This window comes from Pseudoalteromonas sp. 78C3, from assembly GCF_002836695.1.
In the GTDB taxonomy this organism is placed as follows: Bacteria; Pseudomonadota; Gammaproteobacteria; order Enterobacterales; family Alteromonadaceae; genus Pseudoalteromonas; species Pseudoalteromonas arctica.
Genome location: NZ_PJAV01000165.1, coordinates 1 through 26,394, shown reverse-complemented (window position 1 = coordinate 26,394; position 26,394 = coordinate 1). Strand labels below are relative to the sequence as shown.

At 38.8% G+C, this 26,394-nt stretch carries 22 protein-coding genes and 1 other annotated feature; of the genes, 6 read left to right on the top strand and 16 right to left on the bottom strand.

Annotated features, from left to right (window positions below; translation table 11 throughout):
- Positions 1–75: 75 nt before the first annotated feature.
- The 4 genes from CXF76_RS15065 to CXF76_RS15050 all read right to left on the bottom strand — a co-directional run bounded on the left by CXF76_RS15065 (position 76) and on the right by CXF76_RS15050 (position 4,017).
- Positions 76–1,266, bottom strand: a complete 1,191-nt coding sequence (locus CXF76_RS15065) for an amino acid aminotransferase (protein WP_010554636.1) — start codon at positions 1,264–1,266, stop codon at positions 76–78.
- Between the two features lie 80 nt (positions 1,267–1,346).
- On the bottom strand, positions 1,347–2,006 hold the full coding sequence (locus CXF76_RS15060) for a GAF domain-containing protein (RefSeq protein WP_024608928.1): 660 nt from the start codon (positions 2,004–2,006) through the stop codon (positions 1,347–1,349).
- 56 nt (positions 2,007–2,062) lie between these two features.
- Positions 2,063–3,712 carry a SpoIIE family protein phosphatase gene (locus CXF76_RS15055; protein ID WP_024589408.1) on the bottom strand — a complete coding sequence of 550 codons (1,650 nt, stop codon included), beginning with the start codon at positions 3,710–3,712 and terminating at the stop codon, positions 2,063–2,065.
- A complete protein-coding gene (locus tag CXF76_RS15050; RefSeq protein ID WP_002962948.1) occupies positions 3,712–4,017 on the bottom strand; it encodes an STAS domain-containing protein in 306 nt (101 codons plus the stop codon). The genes CXF76_RS15055 and CXF76_RS15050 overlap by 1 nt, the downstream gene beginning before the upstream one ends.
- Before the next feature lie 135 nt (positions 4,018–4,152).
- On the opposite strand from CXF76_RS15050, the gene CXF76_RS15045 reads away from it, so the two are divergent.
- A complete protein-coding gene (locus CXF76_RS15045) occupies positions 4,153–4,482 on the top strand; it encodes a translation initiation factor (protein ID WP_007581414.1) in 330 nt (109 codons plus the stop codon).
- A gap of 12 nt (positions 4,483–4,494) precedes the next feature.
- Here CXF76_RS15045 and CXF76_RS15040 read toward each other — a convergent pair whose 3' ends face one another.
- Positions 4,495–7,509: a bifunctional diguanylate cyclase/phosphodiesterase gene (locus tag CXF76_RS15040; RefSeq protein WP_024589409.1), complete on the bottom strand. Its 3,015-nt coding sequence runs from the start codon at positions 7,507–7,509 to the stop codon at positions 4,495–4,497.
- Between the two features lie 192 nt (positions 7,510–7,701).
- Positions 7,702–7,819, top strand: a sequence feature (Phe leader region).
- Positions 7,820–7,863: 44 nt separating this feature from the next.
- Between CXF76_RS15040 and CXF76_RS15035 the strand changes: the two genes are divergently transcribed.
- Positions 7,864–9,021: a chorismate mutase gene (locus CXF76_RS15035; RefSeq protein WP_101164064.1), complete on the top strand. Its 1,158-nt coding sequence runs from the start codon at positions 7,864–7,866 to the stop codon at positions 9,019–9,021.
- 128 nt (positions 9,022–9,149) lie between these two features.
- On the opposite strand, the gene tyrA is transcribed toward CXF76_RS15035, so the two are convergent.
- From tyrA to ffh, 6 genes are all read right to left on the bottom strand, one after another.
- Entirely contained in the window at positions 9,150–10,283 is a 1,134-nt protein-coding gene (gene tyrA / locus CXF76_RS15030) for a bifunctional chorismate mutase/prephenate dehydrogenase (protein WP_101164063.1), read from the bottom strand.
- Positions 10,284–10,524: 241 nt separating this feature from the next.
- The gene (gene rplS / locus CXF76_RS15025; RefSeq protein ID WP_007581406.1) at positions 10,525–10,884 is read right to left on the bottom strand and encodes a 50S ribosomal protein L19; all 360 of its coding nucleotides are present in this window, start codon (positions 10,882–10,884) and stop codon (positions 10,525–10,527) included.
- A 33-nt stretch (positions 10,885–10,917) separates the two neighbouring features.
- Positions 10,918–11,685, bottom strand: a complete 768-nt coding sequence (gene trmD, locus CXF76_RS15020; protein WP_101164062.1) for a tRNA (guanosine(37)-N1)-methyltransferase TrmD — start codon at positions 11,683–11,685, stop codon at positions 10,918–10,920.
- Positions 11,685–12,221, bottom strand: a complete 537-nt coding sequence (gene rimM / locus CXF76_RS15015) for a ribosome maturation factor RimM (protein ID WP_010554631.1) — start codon at positions 12,219–12,221, stop codon at positions 11,685–11,687. The genes trmD and rimM overlap by 1 nt, the downstream gene beginning before the upstream one ends.
- A gap of 17 nt (positions 12,222–12,238) precedes the next feature.
- The gene (gene rpsP, locus CXF76_RS15010) at positions 12,239–12,487 is read right to left on the bottom strand and encodes a 30S ribosomal protein S16 (protein WP_002962192.1); all 249 of its coding nucleotides are present in this window, start codon (positions 12,485–12,487) and stop codon (positions 12,239–12,241) included.
- Positions 12,488–12,747: 260 nt separating this feature from the next.
- Positions 12,748–14,127: a signal recognition particle protein gene (gene ffh / locus CXF76_RS15005; protein WP_101164061.1), complete on the bottom strand. Its 1,380-nt coding sequence runs from the start codon at positions 14,125–14,127 to the stop codon at positions 12,748–12,750.
- A 253-nt stretch (positions 14,128–14,380) separates the two neighbouring features.
- On the opposite strand from ffh, the gene CXF76_RS15000 reads away from it, so the two are divergent.
- Both CXF76_RS15000 and CXF76_RS14995 read left to right on the top strand, forming a co-directional pair.
- Positions 14,381–15,187, top strand: a complete 807-nt coding sequence (locus CXF76_RS15000; RefSeq protein ID WP_007581398.1) for a cytochrome C assembly family protein — start codon at positions 14,381–14,383, stop codon at positions 15,185–15,187.
- Between the two features lie 61 nt (positions 15,188–15,248).
- The gene (locus CXF76_RS14995; RefSeq protein WP_007581396.1) at positions 15,249–16,517 is read left to right on the top strand and encodes an HlyC/CorC family transporter; all 1,269 of its coding nucleotides are present in this window, start codon (positions 15,249–15,251) and stop codon (positions 16,515–16,517) included.
- 48 nt (positions 16,518–16,565) lie between these two features.
- Here the strand turns inward: CXF76_RS14995 and CXF76_RS14990 are convergent, their stop codons facing one another.
- Both CXF76_RS14990 and gshA read right to left on the bottom strand, forming a co-directional pair.
- The gene (locus CXF76_RS14990) at positions 16,566–17,177 is read right to left on the bottom strand and encodes a transglycosylase SLT domain-containing protein (RefSeq protein ID WP_101164060.1); all 612 of its coding nucleotides are present in this window, start codon (positions 17,175–17,177) and stop codon (positions 16,566–16,568) included.
- Between the two features lie 145 nt (positions 17,178–17,322).
- Positions 17,323–18,900, bottom strand: a complete 1,578-nt coding sequence (gene gshA, locus CXF76_RS14985; RefSeq protein ID WP_024589412.1) for a glutamate--cysteine ligase — start codon at positions 18,898–18,900, stop codon at positions 17,323–17,325.
- A gap of 588 nt (positions 18,901–19,488) precedes the next feature.
- On the opposite strand from gshA, the gene CXF76_RS14980 reads away from it, so the two are divergent.
- A complete protein-coding gene (locus tag CXF76_RS14980; RefSeq protein ID WP_101164059.1) occupies positions 19,489–21,036 on the top strand; it encodes a methyl-accepting chemotaxis protein in 1,548 nt (515 codons plus the stop codon).
- A 52-nt stretch (positions 21,037–21,088) separates the two neighbouring features.
- On the opposite strand, the gene clpB is transcribed toward CXF76_RS14980, so the two are convergent.
- The 3 genes from clpB to rluD all read right to left on the bottom strand — a co-directional run bounded on the left by clpB (position 21,089) and on the right by rluD (position 25,470).
- Positions 21,089–23,665 carry an ATP-dependent chaperone ClpB gene (gene clpB, locus CXF76_RS14975; protein WP_101164058.1) on the bottom strand — a complete coding sequence of 859 codons (2,577 nt, stop codon included), beginning with the start codon at positions 23,663–23,665 and terminating at the stop codon, positions 21,089–21,091.
- Between the two features lie 96 nt (positions 23,666–23,761).
- Positions 23,762–24,493 (bottom strand): peptidoglycan editing factor PgeF, encoded by a 732-nt coding sequence (gene pgeF / locus CXF76_RS14970; RefSeq protein ID WP_024589414.1) that lies wholly within the window; start codon positions 24,491–24,493, stop codon positions 23,762–23,764.
- Complete coding sequence (gene rluD / locus CXF76_RS14965; RefSeq protein WP_002962209.1) at positions 24,493–25,470, bottom strand: 23S rRNA pseudouridine(1911/1915/1917) synthase RluD; 978 nt, start codon at positions 25,468–25,470, stop codon at positions 24,493–24,495. The genes pgeF and rluD overlap by 1 nt, the downstream gene beginning before the upstream one ends.
- A 141-nt stretch (positions 25,471–25,611) precedes the next feature.
- Here rluD and CXF76_RS14960 point away from each other — a divergent pair, with 141 nt between their 5' ends.
- The gene (locus CXF76_RS14960) at positions 25,612–26,376 is read left to right on the top strand and encodes an outer membrane protein assembly factor BamD (RefSeq protein ID WP_007581382.1); all 765 of its coding nucleotides are present in this window, start codon (positions 25,612–25,614) and stop codon (positions 26,374–26,376) included.
- The last annotated feature ends 18 nt before the right edge of the window (positions 26,377–26,394 follow it).

Sequence of the window (26,394 nt, the reverse complement as noted above, 5' to 3'; positions counted from 1 at the left end):
CTAATTGTTTAAATTTAGATAATAAAAAACCGCACATCATTAGTAATGATGTGCGGTTTTTTATATTAACTGCGTTTATTTACAAACGTCAGCTACAGCATTTGAAAAGTATTCAATATTTGAATGACTAACACCTGCAACATTTACGCGGCTAGAGCCAACTATGTAAATGCCGTATTCTTTTTGTAGGCGAGCAATTTGCTCTTTATTAATACCTAAGAAAGAAAACATACCGTTTTGGCGTTCAATAAATGAGAAGTCTTGAGCAATATCTTTAGTTGCTAAGCTTTCTTTAATTAAGCTACGTAAGCCATTTATACGACTACGCATTTCATCAAGCTCAGAGTGCCACAATTGTGTAAGCTCTGTACTGCTTAAAATAGTATTAACAATGTCAGCACCATGCGCTGGCGGCATTGAGTAAATACTACGTACAACGCTTAGCATTACAGAGTTTGAAATATCTGCTGTTGCGCTGTCTTTTGCAATTAGTGAACATGCACCAATACGCTCGCGGTATAAGCCAAAGTTTTTAGAACATGAAGAACAAATAATTAGCTCTTCTACTGCATCGGCTAAAATACGTAAGCCACGTGCATCTTCTTCAAGTGAAGCACCAAAGCCTTGGTATGCAATATCAACAAGTGGTGTAAAGCCAACTTCTTTTGCCAGTTCGGCAACCGTGTTCCACTGTGTTTCGTTTAAATCCATACCGCTTGGGTTATGACAACATGCATGCAGTAAAACCACATCACCTTTAGGCACTTGTTTAAGTGTGTTGATCATTTCATCAAACAATAAATCTTTATTTTCGTAATCGTAATATGGGTATTCTTTTACTGTTAAGCCTGCAGCTTCAAACAAGCTAATATGGTTAGCCCATGTTGGGTTAGTTACCCAAACAGTCGCGTCTGTATTACAACGCTTAATAAATTCAGCTGCAACACGAAGTGCACCCGTACCACCAGGAGCTTGCGCGGTACGTACGCGGTTAGCTAGTAATACTTGATGCTCACCTAATAGTAACTGCTCCATTTTTTGGCAGTAATCTAAATTACCCGCTAAACCAATGTAAGATTTGCTCATTTCGTTTTCAAGACGAAACGCTTCAGCCTTTTTAACCGCTTTAAGAACCGGTGTATTGCCTTGCTCATCTTTGTAGACACCTACACCTAAATCAATTTTATTAGGGTTTGTATCTTGTTTATAGGCCGCCATAAGGCCAAGAATAGGATCTGTTGGTAATGGTTTTAATACTGAGAACATTGGCTATCTCTTATCGTTATTTAGGGGTTAGCTGTTAAGCTAAGCTTAACATAAAAGCACATCATATTGACTAGCGTTATTTACACTAGAAAGTGAGGAATTTTAATACAACATGCAATTAAAACGGCAAGCGTCTTTTCATCAAAAAAATCATTTTTAAAGGCTTCTGCATCTACAATACCAACGCATTCATTTTGTGTATTAAATAAAGGTAGGCAGGTTTCTGATTTAACTTTAGGATCACATGTGTAGTATTCACCACCTTGTGATAGATACTCTTCAACGTTATTAATAATGCGGCCCTCGTGGGATAGCGCAACCTGTACGTTGTTACTGCCAGCCGCAAATGCTTGCGTTAAAGGAAACAACGGACGACTAGGCGCACCATGATAAGCCAATTTTAATAGTTGATTACCTTCAGGGGTATTAGTTGATTGATAAATACCATACCAATCAACGCCCGTTTGCTGCTCAATGTAGCTTACAATACTTTGTAAAGTAGCCAGCTTAAACTGTGTTTGCTCATCATTTTTAATATAGTCAGTTAATTTGAATGGCTCATCTTGTAAGTAACCAAATAAACTACATGCACCGCCCTCGCCAAGCTCAGGTATTTGATACTCCCAACACACATCAGGCAAAGCAGTGTTTGCTAAATGTAGATCAAGCTTTTCAAGCTCTGTTGAAATCAAAGCTGGATTAGCACTAAGTTGTGCTTGTTTTAAGTAAGAAGAAATCATTTGGCCATCCATACATCTAAAGTTTCGAGAATAATAGCATGGATATTTTTACAGAGCTAGCTCAACTTGTAGCACATTTCAACTTGGTTACCACTGGCGTTATAAGTGACTTTTTCGGCTATTTCTTCTAATAAAGACACCCCTCTGCCAAATTCGTTATTAGCCTTTGCCAACTCATCGTGCTTACTACTAAACCCTCGACCTGAATCACAAATAATAAAATATAAACTGAGCGTGTCGGGGCAATAGCGCATATCAATAATAATCATGGCATCTGTAAGTTTAGCAAGGGCAGCCTCTCTCAACTCGTAATATCGAAAAAAGCCGTCCTCTTGTTTTTTAATTTCTGAGTTAAGTCCTAATACACCATGATCAAGCGCATTGTTGTAAGCCTCAGACAACAGTAAAAATATATTAGAGCGATGGGTATTTAACCCCTCCACACTGCTTAAAATATTAACGACGTCGTAAACGGGGTCTGTTTTTTTTATTTGCTCTGAGTTTAAGCTCAAAGACAAATTAAAAGCTAAAGTAGAAAATGCTTCTCGCTCTTGTTCCACAGGAATTAAAGGCAAGCAGTTTAGTAAAACAATGCTTAAATCGTCTTGCTGTTTCGTACCATCAGCAAACTTAGTAACATTAGCAACTATGTCTTCACTACTAATCATCGATTTATTTTTTAAGGTTTGTAAAAATCGCTCTTCCCCAAAAAATATATCCTCTTTGTTTGCCGTTTCTATAATACCGTCGGTTGCTAATACTAGGCGTGTATTACTATTTGTTTCAAAATGGATAACTTCATATTCAAATTCTTGTTCATCTAAAATCCCCAGCGCCATATGCTGCGATTCTAATGTTTGTTTTACATTACCGTCTTTATCTATTAGGTACGCATCTGGCAGGCCGCCCATCCATGCAGAAACACTTTTACCTGATGCACTAAGCTCTATAATGGTTGCAGCACAAAACATATGCCCAGGTAGGAGGTTGTACAGTAGTGTATTTAGCTCGCTGGCAATATCGTTAACCGCCATGCCTTTTTGTACCATAGTATAAAACACACGAGAAGTTGGTAATGCACCAATAGCTGCAGCTAGGCCGTGCCCCGTAAAATCTCCCAGCATGCAATACAAATTACCGATTGGACTTTGCGCTACTAAAAACATATCGCCATTAAACATAGAGGCAGGTGATAAATTAAAATCTAAATACTCTTTAAACTTACCTTGGTTTTCTAATGAGTTATTAAAAATATGCTCAATTATTTCGTGTTCACGTTCAATTTGATTGTGATGATATTCAAGCAATTTTTTTTGCTGGTTTGCTTTTTTACTCAGCTCTCTGGTGCGAATATGTGCTTTAATTTTTGCATGCAGAATAACTTTTTCAAATGGTTTATGAATAAAGTCATCACCGCCTACCTCGAGGCAGTGCTCAAAACTTGCTTGATCGTCTAAGGAGGTTATAAAAATAATTGGTAAGTAAACTTCACTATATTGCTGCTTTATTTTTTCAGCGGCTTCAAAACCATCCATTACAGGCATTAAAACATCGAGTAAAACAACGTCTATTTGCTCTCCTTTAAGTACATTAAGCGCATCTAGCCCGTTATAAGCCACTGATATTTTATAACCCTCTTGCTCAAGCATTTTACTTAGTAAAATGCGATTGAGCGCCTGATCATCCACAATTAACACATGTATCATTAGCTAATATCAAACTTTTTATCAAAACGTGAAATTTGTAGAATTTTTCTAAGCTGAGGTTGGCAATTGCTTATTTCAATAGTTTTCACTTGGCTATCAATGGTTTTTTTCATGTTAAGTAACATGCCAAGTGCTGAGCTATCCATGTAGTCAGTCTCTCTTAAATCAATAATAACCTTTACTGTTTTTTCGCTCATTTGGGCATAAGCTTGGCGAAAAGATTGCACTAAATTAAAGTCAAATTTACCTTTGATTTGTATTGTTAATGTAGTGCCATCGACTGATTCATTCTTAGTTAAACTCATATTAAACTCCAATAATATTTCCTTTGAACTAAATATAACCTGTTAAAAGTATTTAGCAAAAAGAAAAACACACAACTTCAAATTTGCTATCATTTACGCCAATATTTAATTAATTTTTATCCATAAAGGTAAGGTATGAGTGATAGTCACTTAGTATATTCAACAAGTACGGGGCGCATTGACCAGCCAAAACCAGAAAAAGAGTTAGAAGCTAAGCTTTTTAAAGATGGTTTTATTCGCATTGAGCGTCAAACAAAAGGACGTAAAGGCAAAGGCGTAATGTTAGTTGTAGGCATTGATCCAAAAGATCATGATTTAAAAAAGTTAGCTAAAACTATAAAAAGCAAAATGGGCCAAGGCGGCGCAGTAAAAGAAGGCATTATTGAAGTGCAAGGTGATGACCGCGATAAACTAAAAGCCATTTTAGAAGCGTTAAAATTTAAAGTTAAAATTGCGGGTGGTTAACCCGCAATTTTATTAACTACTTACTTCGCTATTCGAGAGTTCATTTAACCTTTCATACAATTTTGGCAGTTCGTGTTCAGCAATTGGTTTACTAAAATAATAGCCTTGTACAATGAAGCAGTTATTATTTTGTAAAAACTGCATCTGCTCTATTGTCTCAACCCCTTCTGCGACCACGTCTAGCTTTAACTTTTGCGCCATGGCAATAATAGCTGCAGTGATCTCCATATCATTTGTATCCTCAGGAATATCTTTTACAAATGAACGATCAATTTTCAATATATCAACCGGGAATCGTTTTAAGTAACTGAGTGACGAATAGCCAGTACCAAAATCATCAATAGAAATAGATATACCTAAGGCTTTAAGCTCGTGGAGTTGTGTAATTGCAGCTTCTACATTTCCCATTAGCATACTTTCGGTAAGCTCTAAATGAAGGCGCTTAGCCGAAACACCCGTCCTAATTATCATTTTACTCAGTGTTGAGACTAAGCTTGAGTCTTTGAACTGGCGAGCCGATAAGTTTATCGATATATTATTTTCTAGACCTTGCTTTGTTAATCTTACAGCAAAATCACAAGACTCTTGAAGCACCCATTCGCCTAATTCAACTATAAGGCCTGTCGCTTCTGCAATAGGAATAAATTTATCTGGAGGGATTGCGCCTTCGGTTGGGTGGAACCATCTTAATAACGCTTCATAGCCAATGACCTGATGAGTACGACTATCAACTTGAGGTTGGTAGTAAACTACAAACTGTTTTTCTTTTAGACCTATACGTAGCTCATTTTCAATAAATAAACGCTCATTAGCGGCTGCGTTCAATTCTTGGCTATAAAAATGGAATGTATTACGCCCTTTTGCTTTTGCTTCATACATTGCTAAGTCAGCATGTTTTAATAACTGATCTTCTTCTAGGCTATCGTACGGAGCCATTGTAATACCAATACTAGCGCTCACAATAACTTCATTACTACCTAGCTTTATAGGCACATTCAGTGTTTTTTGAATTGTATTGGCAACATCAGTCGCGTGAGCTTGGCTTTCTATACCACTGAGCAACACTGCAAATTCATCACCACCTAAGCGCGCTATGGTGTCCTCGGCTCGTAAACGTTTTTTAAGTCTGTTTGCCACTTCAATTAATAATTGATCGCCGGCATCGTGGCCTAATGTATCGTTAATACGTTTAAATTCGTCTAAATCAAAGTAAAACAAAGCAAATGCATAATGCCCGCGTTCTGCTAATGCCATTGATTTACGTAATTGCATTCTAAAAAACGTTCTGTTGGCAAGACCAGTAAGGGTGTCAAAGTAAGCAAGCTGCTCCATTTTACGCTGGCTTTCTTTGACAAACGAAATGTCTTGTGCAGATGCTACATAGCTGGTTATTTCACCGCCCTCTTCACGAATTGGCGAAACACTTAAAGATACCCAAATTGGCTCTTTATTCAAGCCTTGAATTAATGTATCACCGCGCCAGTAATTACGGCTGCGTAGATCTATGTCTATATCTTCAACTAAAATAGACATTTCTGAGGCAATAATATTAAGTAATGGTGCTCTATTAAAATGACTTTCTGGGTAGCCTGTCATTTCGAGCATTTTTGGATTTACGTATTCAATTACAAATTTCTCATCGGTGATCACAACCCCAGTGCCCGAGAATGCTACCGCTTTAGATAAACGGTTAGCTGCTTTTTCAGCAATTTCTTTTTCTGTAATTCTCTGGTTTAAGCCATCGATAAGTTTGCGAATTTCTACCGTCATGTCTCTAAATGAGCCATTAAGCGTGCCAATTTCATCTTTGTTTTCTGGTGGGAATTCTGTAGTTAATTGACCTTTGCCAAAACTTGTAACTGCATAAACCAAAGTATGTAAACGGCGAAGGACTAGTTGATAAAGCGCTTGATGCAGCAATAAGGCAACTAATATTGCGTATAAAATAAAGAGACCAAAAAACTTCAGTTTTAAATCTTGTAATGCAGATAACGTCGATGAACGCTTTTTATATACCCCTATGTACCAATCTAAGTCATCAATCTTACGAATATTGATAATATGAGCTTCGTCATTTTTTTCAAACGAATTTGCGTATTCAGGTAACTTCACCGCAATTACATCGTCAATAATCGACTGCAGCGCTGGGTTTACAAATTCGTTAGTAGCAAGTGCTTTATTATCGCTACCATAGTCAGCTAGTAAGGTCGGATTTAAATCTGGGTGTGCTAACAATTGCCCTTTACTATCAAACACAAGTAGGTGTTTTTCTTTATCACCAACAGGTAAAAACGAAATAAGTTTGTTGAGGGAAATATCGCTCCCCGTCACACCTAAAAACTCATTATCGACATAAACAGGCACTAGTAAGCTAATAACCCATTTGCGCCATACTGTATCGTAATAGACTTTTGACCATGCAGGCTCTCTTACTGTTTCAAGCGTACTTTTAATCGATTTATAAGTTGAGCCATTCGTTGCTCTAAAGTCGGCAGGTGCGTTTAATGCCCAATTTGGAGGAGAAACACGAATAAAATCATCATCTGTTATTAGATAAAAGTTAAAAAAGTCGTGTACCAGTGTAGGAGAAATTATACGCCACAGCATCTCAGAATCATTAAATAGGCGTTTATAAAAAGGAGAGTAATTTTGCTGTGGTAAAAATGCTGCTGATAAACCATCAGCCGAGGCACTTCGAATCGTACCGTCACTATTAAATTGTAACTGTGATTTATTGCTTAAATTAATTGGTGAATTGGGTTGAAAAAGTTGTTGTGTTACTACGTTATTAGCTTGCTGAGCAATATTTACTTTTGTTTTAATGCGCTCATTAAATTGCTTTACTAATAAGTCTGTCGAGCTTTTTAAAACTTCGTGTTCTTCAAAAACGAGTTGTTTCTCTTCAGATTTAAGCATTAAGGCAGCCGCACATACCCCAGCTATTAAGCAAATAGCGGATATGAGTAGCGATAGTTTTACACTTAAAGAATTCAATCCAAAACGCGATGGAGGGCGTCTGTAAACCACGGGTCAACCTTAATTATTAATAATTGTTATTATTTGAACCAGTTAACGAAATATACCAGATCCGGATTCATATTTATAAATTATTTGTAAACTTTCTATAAAAACTAATATAGTGAAATAAATAGTACTCCAAGCTTATTTAGATCTTTATTGACATTGTTAGCAACTCTCCATACATTAACTGCATGAACATATTTATCTCTCGCACTTTTTTTTCGTTTTTTAGCTTCTTTATATAGAAGAGGCTTCCCTGTTTGTGAGATAAAATCAATCGAATAGTAAAGCCTCCCAACCGGGAGGCTTTTTTGTTTTTGCTGTGTAATAACAGCTTACTTTTGGAATGAGGATACCAAAATGACAAGTGATGTTTTAAATACCCTAAGACACGATATAAATGAAATAGACTCCGATTTACTCGTGTTATTAGCTAAACGTCGTCGTATTAGCCACGGTGTGGTTGAGTACAAAATTGCTAACAACAAACCAATTCGCGATGAAGCACGTGAACTCGCACTTTTAGAGAAACTGATTGGTTATGGTAAATCACTAGGTTTAGATGCTTACTACGTGAATAATGTTTTTCAAACTATTTTGGAAGACTCTGTTTTACATCAACAAGCAATGCTACAAAAAAACCTGAATCCAGATGCCCTTAGTGAAACACACCGTGTAACTTACTTAGGTGGTCAGGGTTCTTATAGCCAACTAGCATGCCATAAATATTTTAGCCGCCGCCCGGGTAAATTAGTTGAAATTGGCTGTACATCGTTTGACGAAATAACAGGTAAAGTAGAGAACGGCCAAGCTGATTTTGGTTTATTACCCATTGAAAACACAAGCTCTGGCAGTATTAACGAGGTGTTTGACTTATTACAGCACGCGCAAGTGTCTATTGTTGGAGAAGTAACTCACAGTGTAGAGCATTGCTTACTCGCCAACCCTGATACTGAACTTAGCCAACTAACAAAAATATTTGCACACCCACAACCATTTGCGCAGTGCAGCCGCTTTTTACAGGGCTTAGGTGATTTACAACACGAAACATGTGACTCAACATCAAGCGCGCTACAATCAGCTCTGAACACACCATACAGTGCTGCAATTGGCTCTGCACAAGCGGGGAAAAACGTAGGGCTTGAGGTTATTAAATCAAACCTAGCTAATCAAAGCGAAAACCATAGCCGCTTTATTGTTGTTGCACGTAAGCCTCTACAAGTGTCTAACCAAATTCCAACTAAAACTAGTTTGATCATGTCGACAAAACAACAAGCGGGCTCACTAGCCGATGCGTTAATGATTTTTAAGCAGCATAAGATTAATTTAGTAAAACTTGAATCTCGCCCTACTCCGGGCAATCCGTGGGAAGAAGTTTTTTATGTTGACCTAGAAGCAAACTTAGCTGAAAGCCAAGTAAAAGAAGCGCTAGAAGAACTTAAAGAGCACACCCAATATGTACGTATTTTAGGATGCTACCAAAGCGAGTCACTACAGGCAGTAAGCGTTAATACTTAATAAGCAATTTTACAAATCAAAAAAGGGCCGATATCGGCCCTTTTTCGTTAACTGGTACCAGTCTGCATAAATATTTTAGCAATTTAACGAATTAAATCCCCATACTTAAGCAAACGGTATAACAAATATTAATCTAAAACTTTTGAATCATTCGCTTTATTTAATAAGCTTCTGCTTTGCGTTAAAAAGTGTTCTGTCGAGTCAGAAAAGTAAACTTTAGCTTCAGCAAAAGAATCAATAAGCGCGGCTTTATCTCCCGCTTTTAATTTTGCTAATGTACTTGCGAAGGTATCTTGGTACTGTGCAAGTAAGGTTTCTACATCATCGAATTGTGCTAGCATAATATCTGAGTAAAGCTCAGGCGACTGTGCAAATAAACGCCCTACCATCATCAGTTCTAATTGATATATAGGTGACGAGCAGCTACGTAATTCTTCTAGTGTATGACTTTGTTTTGCTAAAAATTGTCCGTACACAAATGTCGTTAAATGGCGCATTACCTGAATAATTTGCATTGCTTCATCATGCTTTTTAGCATCAAGCTCAACAAGCTGACAACCCCATACTTGTAACTGCTGTAACAAGCCTTTTGCCGCTTGGTGCTCTCGTCCTTCACATACAACGACTGTTTGTTTTACCCAGTGTGATATATCAGGCCCAAACATAGGATGTAAACCAACCACAGGGCCACTGTGCGCAGCTTTTAGTGCTTTAATAGGCGATTGCTTTACCGATGTAATATCAACTAGTAAACAGTCATCATCTAGTTTAGGTAACTTAGCAACGACAACGTCCAATGCATTAATAGGTACGCTAATCATTACCAGCTTGGCACCTTTTAAAATACTTTTCGCATCGTTTTGCTGATCTTTATCTAAAATTTTAACTTCGTAACCTGAGCGAATAAACTGCTGTGCAAATAACTGGCCCATGGCGCCTTGACCACCCACAATCACAATTGGCGAAAGCTCTGGCGCTGCGCATGCAAGTTTTGCTTGTTGGTTTTGATAGGCTTCTCGCATCATACGTCTTAGTATATCTTCAACGAGATCTGGGCTTACATTTTGATTTATTGCTTCTTGTCGTCTTGCCGCTAATAGCTCTGCTTCACGGGCAGGTGCATGTAAAGGTGCGCCTGTTTGTTGTTTTATCTCACCAATTTTTTGCGTAATACCATTACGTTTAGCGAGTAAGGCAACAAGTTGTGCATCGCATTCATCTATACCTTCTCTTAGCTGTGCTAAATCACTTATGTCAGCCACGTTCGTCCCACCTTAAAAAACCAAATAACGTAAATATAAATTTACATAAAAGTAAACTAATCAATACGATAAATACTAACAGGATCAGCTAACTGAGAAAAGGCTAAAGCGGAAATTTTACTAATGAGGAATTGAGAATTGAGAATTGAGAATTGAGAATTGAGAAATAATATTCTAAAACCAAAACGGGTTGCAACCCGAAGGATGCAACCCGTTTTTTTGCGTTGATAAACAGCGCGTATTAGTTAAGTTTTTCTCTAATACGTGCAGATTTACCAGAACGCTCACGTAGATAGTAAAGCTTAGCACGGCGAACTGCACCGCGACGCTTAACTGTTACGCTATCAATAAGAGGGCTGTGCGTTTGGAATACACGCTCAACGCCTTCACCGTTCGAGATTTTACGAACTGTGAATGCTGAGTGAAGACCACGATTACGCTTAGCGATTACAACACCTTCAAAGGCCTGTAGACGCTCTTTAGCACCTTCTTTTACTTTTACCTGTACAACCACTGTATCACCAGGGCCAAATGCAGGTACGTCTGTTTTAAGCTGCTCATCTTCAAGCGCTTTAATAATATTTTGGTTTACTTTTGCCATTATGTTTCTCACTTTCCTAGGTGTAACTGTCTTCTAGCCACAAGCTTTTTGGTACTCTTGCTGAAATTTCGCGAGTAATACCGCTTGCTCCTCAGTCAGAGCTAGGTTATGCAACAAGTCAGGACGTCGTAACCAAGTTCTGCCTAATGACTGCATAAGCCGCCATTTTGCTATCTCTTGGTGGTTACCACTGAGTAATACAGCAGGAACCTGTTTGTCGTCCAATGTTTCTGGTCGTGTATAGTGTGGACAATCTAACAAGCCATCCGAAAACGAATCTTGTTCTGCTGACTGGTTATGACCTAACACACCTGGCACTAATCGCGCTACTGCGTCAATTAATGTCATGGCAGGTAGTTCACCACCACTCAAAATAAAATCACCAATTGACCATTCTTCGTCAACATATGATTCTATTATTCTCTCATCTATACCTTCATAGCGACCGGCAATCAAAATCAGTTTTTTAGAGTTAGCGAGTTCGCTAGCACCTTGCTGATCAAGTTTGCGCCCTTGCGGGGACATATAAATTACTTTAGCACCATCACCAGCTGCTTTTTTAGCTTCGGCAATCGCTTTTTTTAATGGCTCAACCATCATTAACATACCAGGTCCGCCCCCGTAAGGACGGTCATCTACGGTTCTATGCTTATCTAAAGCGTAGTCTCGCGGATTAAAGCAGTTAAAATCAATTAAGCCATTTTTTACTGCGCGACCGGTAACACCTTGGTCTGTAATAGCGTCAAACATGTCTGGAAAAAGGCTTATCACCCCTACCCATAATGAACTAGTTTGCGTCATTAAAAACCAGGATCCCAGTCTACGGTAATTTCTCTTGCGTCGTATTTAACTTCTTTAATAACTGAATCAGTTAAAAAAGGAATCAAACGCTCAGCTTGACCAAATGCGTCTTTACTGTTTGCTTTAACAACCAGTACGTCATTTGATCCTGTCTCCATCAGGTCATCAACAATGCCTAAGCTATAACCTTTATCGGTTACAACAGACATGCCAATGAGATCTCGCCAATAGAACTCACCTTGCGGGAGTTCTGGTAAATGCGCTGCATCCATTGAGATTTCTGCATGGGTATAAGCCATTGCTTCGTCTCGGTCGTTTACCTGCGCAAATTTAGCGATAAAGCCTTTGTTGTGGCGACGCCAGTCGACCACTTCTAAGGACTGCCATTTACCTTGCTGCCCTATCAACCACGGGCTGAAATCGAAGATCCCTACGGGATCATCAGTAAATGAATGTACCTTAAGCCAGCCCTTTATACCATATGGGGCACCGAGCTTTCCTACGACAATTATTGATGAGGTGTTCTCTTGACTCATGGTTACACTTACGCCTATTAAGCCGCTTTACGAGCGTCTTTTACTAACTTAGCTACGCGATCTGAAAGAGATGCGCCCTGACCTACCCAGTGTTCAACACGTGGTAAATCTAAACGAATTTTTTCTTCTTGACCTGAAGCAATTGGGTTAAAAAAGCCTACTTTCTCGATGAAGCGACCGTCACGCGAGAAACGGCTATCCGCAACCACAATTTGATAGAAAGGGCGTTTTTTAGCGCCACCACGTTGCAAACGAATAGTTACCATACCGTCCTCTATAAAGATTGACTGTTTTCATTAATAAGATTTACTCCCCAGAATGGGGAGCTGGGGAATTGTACGAGTTTTTGGCAATAACGCAAGTAAGAAGTGAACCAAAAAGGCAGTTTAGTAGGTTAAACCGTGATCTCAACGACAAATAAGAGCTAAAGGTGTATTACATGCATAATTTATTCAACAAAAAAGGAGCTATTTGCTCCTTTAAATATGATTCGCTATTATTTTAAAAAGTAACTTAATGGTACTTTTTAAAATTTAGGACCGCCGCCGCCCATCATTCCAGGTGGTAACATGCCTTTCATACCGCGCATCATTTTAGTCATGCCGCCTTTACCTTTCATTTTTTTCATCATTTTTTGCATTTGCGTAAACTGCTTAAGCAACTTATTAATCTCTTGTACTTGTGTACCAGAGCCAGCTGCTATGCGTTTTTTACGCGAACCTTTAATGATTTCTGGGCGTGCACGCTCTTTTTTAGTCATAGAGCTAATAATAGCTTCCATTCGAATAAATGTTTTATCACCCATTTGACCTTTAACAGCATCTGGTAAGTTAGACATACCAGGGAGCTTATCAAGCATTGACATCATGCCACCCATGCTTTTCATTTGCTTTAATTGGTCAGCAAAATCATCAAGAGTAAAACCTGCGCCTTTAAATACTTTTTCAGCAACTCTAGCAGCTTGCTCTTTATCTACTTTCATCTCGACTTCTTCGATTAATGAAAGTACGTCACCCATGCCTAAAATACGCGACGCTATACGGTCTGGGTGGAAAGGTTCAAGTGCGTCAGTGCGCTCACCCACACCCATAAACTTAATAGGCTTGCCAGTGATGTGACGAATAGATAAAGCAGCACCACCACGCGCATCACCATCAGTTTTTGTTAATATAACACCGGTAAGTGGTAATGCTTCGTCGAATGCTTTAGCTGTATTCGCCGCATCTTGACCTGTCATTGCATCAACAACGAACAAGGTTTCAATTGGATTGATTGCTTTATGAAGATCTTTAATTTCATCCATCATGTTGCTATCAACATGTAGACGACCTGCAGTATCAACAAGTACTACATCTATAAATTTCTTTTTAGCATGAGAAATTGCAGCGGTTGCAATATCAACAGGCTTTTGCGAAATATCACTTGGGAAGAAATCAACATCAACTTCTGCTGCAAGCGTTTCTAGCTGTTTAATCGCCGCAGGGCGATAAACATCGGCACTTACTACAAGTACTGATTTCTTTTTTCGCTCTTTTAAAAACTTAGCAAGCTTAGCTACACTGGTGGTTTTACCCGCACCTTGTAGACCCGCTACCATTACAACGGCTGGCGGTTGCGCATTTAGACTTAGCTCTTCATTAGCCTCGCCCATTGCTTTTTCTAGTTCTTCACGCACTATTTTTATAAATACTTGGCCTGGGCTTAAGCTTTTTGTAACTTCAACCCCAACTGCACGTTCTTTAACTTGTTTTACAAAGTCGCGAACAACAGGCAATGCCACATCGGCTTCTAAAAATGCCATACGCACTTCGCGAAGTGTGTCTTTTATGTTGTCTTCCGTCAGACGGCCACGGCCACTGATATTTTTTAAGGTTTTACCTAATCGTTCTTGGAGGTTCTCAAACATGTAACGGTTCCGATAAGACGTTTATATCAATCCATTTAAATTTTACGATTAATTTGATTTTTCAATTAACCTAGATTGACTTATTAAGTTTCAATTAAAAGTAGTATACCGTATATGGCGTCTTACAATATAGTGTTCAAGTGCACCTTGATGAGTTTCTTTTTTTAAGGTCTATGCATTTGCTTTGCTATAAAATACAATGGCTATATAACAACAAGGATTATTTTGTCTCAAATTAAGTGGCCCAAGCACAATGCTGATTATTAGTTTAACTATTATTGCCAGTTTATTTTATGTGTTAGCAACGTCTCACGTGCTTTCACGCCTGTTTCATCAACAAGGCCCAAGCCAAAAAGTAACCGTTATTTTAAGCACGGTTGCTATAGTGGCGCACATGCTGCTGTTAGTTAACTCTGTTTTTAGAGCCGACGGTCAAGATTTAAGTATCGTAAACGTCGCTCTTTTGACGTGCTGGGTGATTGTGGTCTCGGTGACGACTGTCTCGCTAAAATTCCCTGCTACTTTATTGTTGCCCGTTGTTTATGGTTTTGGTGCCTTACTAACCATTGCCAGTTTATTTATACCTCATCATATTTTATTGCAAAGTATTAATATTGAGGTGGGTTTAGTAACGCACATCTCTTTATCTTTGTTAGCCTACTGTATTTTAATTATCGCTACTTTATATGGTGTACAGTTTTACTTTATTGATAAACGTTTAAAACGTAAAGATTTAGCAATTGTGCATAGCCATCTTCCGCCTTTAATGGTTGTGGAGCGCCAGCTTTACCAACTTCTTAATTTAGGCACTATATTACTCACATTTGCATTACTTTCAGGGTTTGTATTTCTTGATGGAATGTTCGCTAAAGAGTTCATTCATAAAACAATATTGTCGTTAGTTGCGTGGGCTATTTTTGCCGTTGTTGCTATTGGTCATATGAAAAAGGGTTGGCGCGGTAAACCGGTGGTTATTACAATCATGGTCGCTGCATTTGTCCTCACACTCGCTTATTTTGGCAGCCGTTTCATACAAGAAGTGATACTAAATAAGTTTTAACTTGACTCTGCTTGCTCACTCTAGCTTAATACGCATTGATTTATAAGAAAAGGATCCATCGTTGGACGACATATCGACAAGTACCCTATTTATCATTTTAGGTTTTTTGGTGCTTTTTTCTGCTTATTTTTCTGGTTCAGAAACCGGAATTATGTCAATCAATCGTATACGCCTGCGACACCTTGCTAAAGAGGATCATCGTGCAGCTAAACGAGTCAGTAAATTACTTAGCCGTCCAGATAGGCTCATCGGTTTAATCTTAATCGGTAATAACCTTGTTAATATTGCAGCAGCCCAAGTTGCAACCATTATAGGTATTCGCCTTTACGGTGACCTCGGTATTGCAATAGCTACAGGTGTGTTAACTTTAGTCGTGCTTATATTTGCTGAAGTAACCCCTAAAACCCTTGCTGCTCTTTATCCTGAAAAAGTTGCCTTTCCAAGCTCTATTATTTTAAAAGGGCTACTTAAAATAATGTTCCCTTTTGTGGTTGTTATTAACTGGATGACCAACGGAATATTGCGATTATTTGGTATTAGTGCCGCACAAATCGACGAACACAGCATGAGTAAAGAAGAATTAAAAACAGTACTCAATGAGTCAGGCGCACTTATTCCTGCTCGTCATCAAAGTATGCTGACTTCAATTTTAGATTTAGAACAAGTAACCGTTGAAGATATTATGATCCCACGAAACGAAATTGTGGCCATTGATATTAATGACGATTGGAAGCTAATTAGTCGCCAACTTACCCATGCACAACATACTCGTGTGTTGTTGTATCGCGATAATATAGATGATGCAGTAGGTTTTATTCACTCACGTGATGCGCTTCGTCTACTTACAAAAGAGCAATTTGATAAACCATCTTTGCTACGAGCTGTACGTGAAATTTACTTTATCCCTGAAGGAACCTCACTAAATACTCAGCTATTAAAGTTTCAGCAATCTAAAGAACGCATAGGCTTAGTGGTAGATGAGTATGGCGACATCCAAGGCCTAGTGACCCTAGAAGATATTTTAGAAGAAGTTGTTGGCGATTTCACAACTACGCAAACTCGTACGCCGAGCGAAGAAGTAGAAACACAAACTGATGGCTCATGTATTGTGGATGGCGGCGCTAACGTACGCGATTTAAATAAAGAAATGGGTTGGGATTTCCCGCTCGATGGACCTAAAACTTTGAGTGGTTTAATTGTTGAATACTTGGAGAATATTCCTGATGCAAATATTAGTTTGCGTATCGCGGGATATCCTATTGAAGTACTCGAAGTTAAAGAAAATATGATAAAACAAGTGAAGATACTGCCGAATAAGCGTTCTCGCTAAATAAAAAAGGAGCCAATTGGCTCCTTTTTTATATCCATTAATAACTATCTAACCAAATATAAGACGTTCAAACCAACCTTTATCAAGCTCTTCTTCGCAGTGTTTTAATTGCGCACCATAACGGCTAGCTCTGTGCTTAACTTTGTTCGCAACACCCATTAGCCACTTTTTCTTTTTGTACGTGCCACGCTTATACCCACCCCAACCTTCATGATAATTAAGGTATTGTGCGTAAGCATCCCATTTAGAGATTTTATTTACTTTATGCGTTTTATAAACAAACCACGCCATAAAGTCGATTGCATCGTCAAAGTCGTCTCTATCAGCACCGTTGTTGCCTGTTTCACGAATATAATCAGACCATGTTGGTGTTTTAGCTTGCGAGTAACCATAGGCATCACTTGCGCGACCAGTAGGAATTATCCATAAGAAGTACTCCACAGGCGGAGCGGCATCATGCTTAAATGAGCTTTCTTGGTACATCATACTCATGAGTACATGCTTGGGAGAACCCCATTTTTCTTGTGCATCTTTTGCGTCGAAATACCAATCTGGCTTTTCTTCAAAGATTTTACATAAATCGTTAGGTTGCTTTGGGGGCGCTGTAGCACAACCGGCTAAAGTAATGGCGAGAGATAGGATAATTGCATTTTTTTTCATTTTTCTAAGATCTCACAGAACTTTTTTAAAAAGTGTGGGTCTGACTCAATGAATGCAGCAGTACAGCATTAATTCATCCCTGAATATATTTACGCAGCCAACTTAGGCTGCGTTTTTTTTGCTTAAATTTTGCTAAATACCAAGGTTATTTACCGTCAAAATACGCATCTAAAAACGCGGTAAATGACTGGGTATCTGCTTGCTCAATTGCAGCTTGTGCTTCGTTAGACTCTACAACTTGTTGTTCCAGCCAAGGCTTTAAAAACTCGCTATAGTCAGTGTCTGCGTGGCTTTGCTTATATTTACTAGCCAATGCTAGTGCAAAGTGGCCGTTGTCTAAACCAGACTCTTTTAATTGTGACACGTAACGTCCAGAGTAAGTAAGCTCTGGATTATGTATCCACGTTGCCATGCGCTTTATAGTATCTGAGTAATAGTTAACACCATAAGCATTATCCATCCATTTAGCGACATCTGTAAGCTGGGTAAATATTTCATCGCCCCACGACTGAAGGCTACGCTGTGTGTTATTAAAGTTAAGCATTAGCCCTTCTTCTCGACCTTGGTTTACTACTGTGTCGAGATTTTCAGTACTACGCGCTTGTTCTTTCCAATCCATTGGTGCTGAATCTTTTAATAAACAATACGTTAAAAACACATCTAAAAAGTGAATTTGCTCAATATCAATACCAACTTCGCTAAACGGGTTAACGTCTAATGCGCGAATTTCTACGTATTCAATGCCTGCTCGAAGCAATGCATCCGTTGGCGTTTCGCCACTTTTCGCATTGCGCTTAGGACGAATTGGCGAGTAAAATTCGTTTTCAATCTGCAGAATATTTTTATTTAACTGCTTAGGGTTTTCACTCTTGTAGTCATCAAGATCACCATAAATTTCTGATGGTGTGTTGATTGCTTTTTTAAGGCCCGCTACATATTCATCTAACGAGTTATACATTACGCGTAGTGACGACTGAGCGCTATTTGTATAACCTAAATTACCTAAACGCAGTGCTGTACCAACTTCTAAGTAAAGCGTGCCTTTACCTAGTTTTTTAAATGGTAAGTCGGTTTTTCGACCTTGCAAAAATGAGTTACACAATGCTGGCGATGCGCCAAACATGTAACTTATTAGCCATAGTTCGCGTTTAAAGTTACGAATAAGGGATAAGTAACCTTCTGAAATAAAATCTTGAAGGCTTGCATTACTTTGTTGTAACGAATGAAGTGACTGCCAAAGCGTATCTGGGAATGAAATATTAAAGTGAACACCCGCAATTGCTTGCATCATACTACCGTAGCGATTTTTTAATCCTTCACGGTATAGTGTTTTCATTTGACCAGTATTTGAACTACCAAATTGAGCTAGCACTATATCGTCTTGGTGCTCAATAAAACACGGCATACTAATGGGCCAAAGTAGTTCATCGCCCATTTTTTCTAGAGTGAACTTTTGAAGGTCTTTTAATTGCTTAAGCGTTTGCGTTGACGATTCACTAACTGGAGTAATAAATTCAAGTAAAGACTCAGAAAAATCAGTTGTAATATGGCCGTTAGTTAACGCACTGCCCACACCTTTTGGGTGACCTTGAGGTGATATAACACCATTATCTTGTATTCTTAGCGACTCTCGCTCTATGCCACGTTTAATGCCTTTAACTGCATGTTGGTGCTCATTTACTGATAACGCTTCAAGTGCGTTAGCTAAATCATGTGTTGTCAAAAAATCTTTCCTCGGGCCACGTGGCTTAATCATAAGGTTATGGGGGCTAATTACTTAGACTCAAGATTAATACCAATTTTATTGAAAATATGATCATTCTATCGCATTAAATAGCGCACTCACTGCGTTAAAAATTATTCATATAGAACAACTATATGTCATAATTTTTGCCTTGTTATTGCGCTATTTTCTTAGCGCTATAATAGATCACTTATTTAATGCAACTGGTATAAATTGCTAAGAACAATATAATTTCTCTAAGTTAATAATTATTTACCCACTCTATACATGCGCTTAATATGACCAACATCATTATATTAAGTCGTAATATTGCCATTGCTCTGGGCATTATACAAATGCTTTAAATGCGTATTTAAGTATAAATTAAATACGCAAAATATAAGCCCAAAATAATAGACCGGAACTTATTTAAAATGAGTTCAATTTAGCTACTCGATATTTAAATTTGATCTAGATCAATAAAAACAATTATTTGCCTTATGAGCATAAAAGGAAAGACGCTATTTTTTGCTTTGTAGTGTGTAACCAATATAATGACAGCAACAATAAAGGATGATAATAAACATAATGCACAATGATAAAAGCTTAAAAAATGAAGAAGTATACTTTGATGAGTCACAAGAGCTTGTTTCTACTACCGACCTCAAAGGTGTAATAACATACGTCAATCAAGAGTTTTGCTCTGTAGCAGGTTATAGCGCACAAGAGCTTATCGGTCGGCATCATAATATTGTTCGTCACCCTGATATGCCAAAAGCGGCCTTTAAAGAAATGTGGGCAACATTAAAACAAGAACACTCGTGGCGCGGTATGGTTAAAAACCGTTGTAAAGATGGCCGTTATTATTGGGTAGATGCCTTTGTAACCCCTATTTTTGAGCATAGCCGACTTGTTGGTTATCAATCAGTAAGAACCAAAGCAAGCTCTCAACTTAAGCAACGTGCACACGCTCTTTACAACAAAATAAATACCAATAAGTCATCATTTAATCTGCGAGAACACACCACAATAAGACAAGGCATTACTTTTATATGCCTATTACTTTGGCTGATTTTTATTGCTGTTACGGGATCAATCTCTTTAGCTGTAATTAGCCTATTGATGTGCGCCTTAGTTATTACGCTAAATTATGACGAACTGATTGTTACCCCTAAAATATTGCGCGAACAAAAAGCAAAAGCCGATTCAATCTCTCGCTATATTTACAGCGGCCACACACCGCATAGCGTAAGTGATTATAGAGAGCAAATGCTAAGCGCAAAATTGCGCACGGTTCTTGGCCGTATGAAAGACTCCACATTAAGCTTTAATGGCATCGCAACTGATCTAGATAAACAATCTACGCTTACTGAAAAAGGCATTTTTTCGCAAGGTGAGCGTTTAGAACAAATTGCATCAGCGATGACTCAAATGAGCTCTACCATTGGTGAAATATCAGTAAATACCGCTCAAACAGCTGATAAAGTGAATAACACCCATCAAAGTTGCTCTGAAATAAAAGACCATATTGCAGATAATAGTAAAATGGTATCTGATTTAGCTTTTCAAGTAGAAAAGGCTGCAACCACAGCCACCAGCTTAGCCTCTGAAGCAGATAAGATTGGTAAAGTAATGAGTGAAATAGAAGGAATTGCCGATCAAACTAACTTACTTGCTCTTAATGCAGCGATTGAAGCAGCTAGAGCGGGAGAGCATGGTCGAGGCTTTGCTGTAGTAGCCGACGAGGTAAGGACCCTTTCGTCACGTACTCAAAATGCTACGACACAAATCCATAGTTCTATTAAAGAAATACAAGATACTTTATTTAGCTGGTCTAAAGTAATGCAAAGCACTAAAGCACAAGCCGATAATTGTGTGCTGACAACCGATAAAACTCAAGTTGAATTAGAGGGGATTTTTATCCAAATCAGTGAAATATCTCATTTAGCAATACAAATATCATCTGCTGCAGAAGAGCAACAAATGGTTAGTAATGATATTAGTAATAATGTTTCGCAAATTAAAGACTTTGGAGATAACAACTTAAGCTTAAGCTTTAATGTGGCAAAAGGAGCAGCTGAACTTGTTGAAGGTTCACGTAGGGTGAACGATTTATTACTAACTTTTAAAGTTTAACAAACATAAAAAAGCCGCTATTTTAGCGGCTTTTGAGTTTAATTATTTACAATTAACGCTTGGAAAATACCAGAGAGTCGTCATTTGCATCAATAACGATCACGCAACCTGGTAAGTAGTCTCCATTGAGTAACTTTTGTGCCAGCGGGTTTTCAATCGTTTGTTGAATAGCACGCTTAAGCGGACGTGCACCGTACACAGGATCAAACCCACTTTCTGCAATTCGCTCAAGAGCAGCATCGCTTATTTCAAGCAGATATCCCATCTCAGTTAAACGCTCACGTAATTTCATTAACTGAATATCAGCTATTTCTTTTATATGCTCGTTTGCTAACGGGTGGAACACGACAGTCTCGTCTATACGGTTAATAAATTCAGGCCTAAACTCATTAATTAATACTTCCATTACTTTAGCTTTAAGGGTCGTGTAATCATTATTACCCGCTTGCTCTTGGATAATATCTGAGCCTAGATTTGAGGTCATGATAATAACGGTATTTTTAAAATCAACGGTTCTACCCTGCCCGTCAGTTAATCGGCCATCATCTAATACTTGCAGTAAAATATTAAACACATCCGGATGTGCCTTTTCTATTTCATCAAGCAATATCACTGAGTAAGGTTTACGACGAACAGCTTCTGTTAAATAACCGCCCTCTTCGTAACCCACGTAACCTGGAGGAGCCCCTACTAGACGTGCGACTGAATGTTTTTCCATAAACTCAGACATGTCGATACGCACCATGGCATCTTCGGTATCAAACATAAAACCAGCCAGTGCTTTTGTCAGCTCTGTTTTACCCACACCAGTTGGACCTAAAAATAAGAAAGAACCAATAGGACGATTAGGATCTGCAAGCCCGGCACGTGAGCGTCGTATTGCGTTAGAAACAGCAACAACCGCTTCATCTTGCCCTATTACTTTACTGTGTAACTTATCTTCCATTTGCAGCAGCTTTTCACGCTCACCTTGTAGCATTCTTGCAACAGGAATACCTGTCCAGCGAGACAGTATTTCAGCAATTTCATCCTCACCTACTTGGTTTTTAAGCAGGGTCATTTCTTGCATTTCGGCTTGTGAGGCTAAATCAAGTTTTCGTTCAAGCTCTGGAATTCGCCCATATTGCAGCTCTGACATACGCTGTAAATCACTTGCTCTTCGCGCTACATCTAAATCTAATCTTGCTTGTTCAAGCTCGGCTTTAATTACTTGCGTGCCTTGAAGTGATGCTTTTTCAGCATTCCATATCTCGTCTAGCTCACGATATTGCCCATCAAGGTCGGTGATCAACTCTTGCATTTCAGCTCGGCGTTTTTGACTTGCTTCGTCTTTTTCTTTCGCTAGCGCATTATCTTCTAACTTTAGCTGGATGATACGGCGTTCAAGCTTGTCTAACGATTCTGGTTTGGAGTCAATTTGTAATCGAATTGAAGAACCCGCTTCATCTATTAAATCAATCGCTTTATCGGGTAACTGACGATCGCTAATGTAACGATGAGATAACTGCGCCGCAGCAACAATCGCGGGATCAGTAATTTCTACTGAATGATGTAACTCATATCGCTCTTTTAAGCCACGTAATATTGCAATGGTATCTTCAACAGATGGCTCTTCAATAAGTACCTTTTGGAATCGACGCTCAAGAGCTGCGTCTTTTTCTATATATTTACGGTATTCATCAAGCGTGGTTGCGCCAACACAGTGTAATTCACCGCGTGCTAATGCTGGCTTTAACATATTGCCTGCATCCATGGCGCCGTCACTTTTTCCTGCACCTACAATAGTATGTATTTCATCAATAAATAAAATGACTTGGCCTTCTTCTTTAGCCAATTCGTTTAATACTGATTTTAAACGTTCTTCAAATTCGCCACGGTATTTAGCACCCGCAACTAACGCCCCTAAATCAAGTGATAGTACGCGTTTATTTTTTAATCCTTCAGGTACTTCACCATTAATAATACGCTGTGCTAACCCCTCGGCAATTGCTGTTTTACCAACACCTGGTTCACCGATTAATACAGGATTATTTTTAGTACGACGTTGTAGTACCTGAATCGTGCGGCGAATTTCGTCATCGCGACCAATAACGGGGTCAAGCTTACCTTGCTCTGCTCGCTCAGTTAGATCAATCGTGAATTTTTCAAGCGCTTGACGTGTTTCTTCAGCATTTGGGTCATCAACTTTTTGACCGCCGCGAATCGCTTTAATTGCAGTTTCAATTTTAGTTGCGGTAATATTTAACGACCTAAATATATCGCCAAGTGGACCTTTATCATCGCATGCCGCCAGTACAAATAATTCACTTGAAATATATTTGTCTTTGCGTTTTTGCGCGTACTTATCACATAGATTAATAAGTGATGCCATATTGTTTGATAGCTGGACATCGCCACCTACACCTTCTACTTTAAATAATTTTTCTATTTCTTGTGAAAGCTTGGTGTTGAGTTCGTCAGCGCTGACACCCGTTTGTGCAAATAATGCACGTACACTAGAGCCACTTTGCTTTAGCAATGAATACATTAAATGTACGGGTTCAATAAATTGATGATCGCGACCAAGGGCTAGCGATTGCGCATCAGAAAGCGCAGATTGAAATTTACTTGTAAATCTATCTAAACGCATGGTGTTACCTATTAAATAATCTAATTGCTTAATTAATGGGTATGTTTAGGTGTTTGTTCAAGGTGTAGGGGGAAATATAATGATTAAAGATACTAATTACTTGCGCCAGATCAAACTTGCCATACGTCCAGTTTGTCCATCTCGTCGATAAGAAAAAAATAAGTCACTTTGGGAGACGGTACAATAGTCGCCGCCTTTAATATTTTTAACGCCTAGCTGGGTAAGTAGAGTACGCGCAATACCATAAATATCAGCAAGATATTTGCCATTAGTTTGTAGTGTAAATGCTTGAATAAATGAAGGGGACCTTTTTTGAAATAACTCAAACACCTCAGCCCCAACCTCAAATCGGTTTGGTCCAATTGCAGGCCCTAGCCACGCACTTATATTTTCATATTTGGTACTAAAGCACTCTAATGTATTTTCAATAACTCCCTGCTCAAGTCCTCGCCAGCCGCCATGTATAGCTGCAATTTCTTTTTCATCATCACTCACTAATAAAATAGGTAAGCAATCGGCGGTCATTATAGCCAAAGGCTGATTTAATAACTGAGTATAAAGCGCATCAGCATCGTGTAACTCATCAAAATCAAAATATTCATCAACAATAACAACATTAGAGCTATGAATTTGATTTAGCCACACGGCAGGTTTAGGTAGAAGGTTTGTTAATAATGAGCGGTTTTTTGATACATGATTTTGATTATCACCAACATGGAATCCCAAATTAAAACTTTTAAATGGGATTTTTGAAACACCACCTCCACAAGTAGTACTTAACGTTCCTACTTTATGAAGGTTTTGCCATGTCGCTGACAATAAGTGCATTATCTATCGATATCAGGATTAGCTTTAGTATCTTCACGTAGTGCATGTGTCATAGCAACCATATCATCAGGGATAGGTGCTTGCCATGTCATCATTTCACCGGTGATTGGGTGCGCAATGCTCAATTTTACAGCATGTAGTGCTTGGCGTCTAAAGCTACGAAGTAACTCAAATAACTCAGGTGTTGCACCTTTAGGTGGACGCGGACGGCCGCCATAAGATTGATCGCCAATTAGTGGATGATTTAAATGTGCCATGTGCACGCGAATTTGATGCGTACGACCTGTTTCTAAGCGCAGGCGTAAACGAGTATGAGCACGGAATTTTTCAGCAACACGGTAATGTGTAATTGCCGGTTTACCCAGTTCATGTACTGCCATATGCGTACGCTGAGTCGGATGGCGGCCAATTGCTTTTTCAACCATACCACCTGCGGTCATAGTACCATTACACAGTGCTTCATATTCACGCGTGAAGTTTTCACGCTTTTGTAGCGCTGTTACTAAATGCGTTTGTGCTGGAATCGTTTTAGCTACAACCATTAAACCGGTCGTGTCTTTATCTAAACGATGCACAATACCCGCGCGTGGTACGTTAATTATTTCAGGGTAGTAATGTAGTAATGCGTTTAGCACTGTTCCATTAGGATTACCCGCACCAGGGTGAACCACTAGGCCCATTGGTTTATTAATTACCAAAATATCATCATCTTCATAAACAATGTTTAATTTGATATCTTGTGCTTCGTATTCGCGTGGTGCTTCAATTGTTGTCTCAACACTTACAACTTCACCACCTAGTAGCTTTTCGCGTGGAGTGTTGAAAATTTCACCGTCTACGGTGATTTTATCATCCAATATCCACGTTTTTATACGAGAACGTGAATAATCAGGGAACAATTGTGCCAATACTTGGTCTAGACGTTTACCACCTAATTCGGTTGGAACGTCGGCTTGAAGAGAAATTTGCTCTGACATTAGTAACTTTACCCAATTTACCAGTGCAAGCTTTGCTCGACTGGGTTAGAATCGCTTTTAATAAAAGCATAATATAATACGCATAGTTTACTCGGTTTTACCGACTTGGCCTAGCCGAAGACATCGAAGGTAACAAATAAAATGATAAATAAAATAGGGAAACGTGCATTTGCCATTGTTTTTTCAGTTTCTGTACTTAGTTTAGGCGCTTGTTCGTCTGCTCCAGACCAAGAAGACATTCAACGTGTACCGAATAAATCTGCACACGCTTTATATGAAGATGCAAAAGAAACACTAGATTCTGGTTTATATGCTCGCGCAATTGAACTTTTGAGTGCAATAGATTCTCGCTACCCGTTTGGCCCATTCTCTAAACAAGTACAAATGGACTTAGTGTATGCACATTACCAATCAGGTAATACTGAACAAGCACTTGCAACCATTGACCGCTTTATCCGCTTAAATCCAAACCATAAAGACCTAGATTACATGTATTACATGCGTGGTTTAGTAAACATTAAAGCAGATAAAAATGCGTTCCAAGAGTACTTTGGTGTAGATAGAGCCGACCGTGATGCTAACCGTACACGTGTTGCATTTACCGATTTATCGACACTAGTAAAACGCTTTCCGAAAAGTGATTACGCGCCTGAAGCTAAGCGTCGTTTAGTATGGCTTTTAAACCGTATGGCACGTTATGAATTAAAAGTAGCCACTTACTATTATGAGCGTGAAGCTTATTTAGCTGCTGCTAATAGAGGTAAGTTTGTTGTTGAACACTACTCACAAAGCAGTTACTTAGATCCCGCGCTTGAAATGATGGAAAAAAGTTACGACCAATTAGGTTTAACTGAGCTTAGTGAGCACGCAAAGCAAACACGAAGACTAAATAAAAGAACTAAATAAACAAAAAGGCGCTTAGTA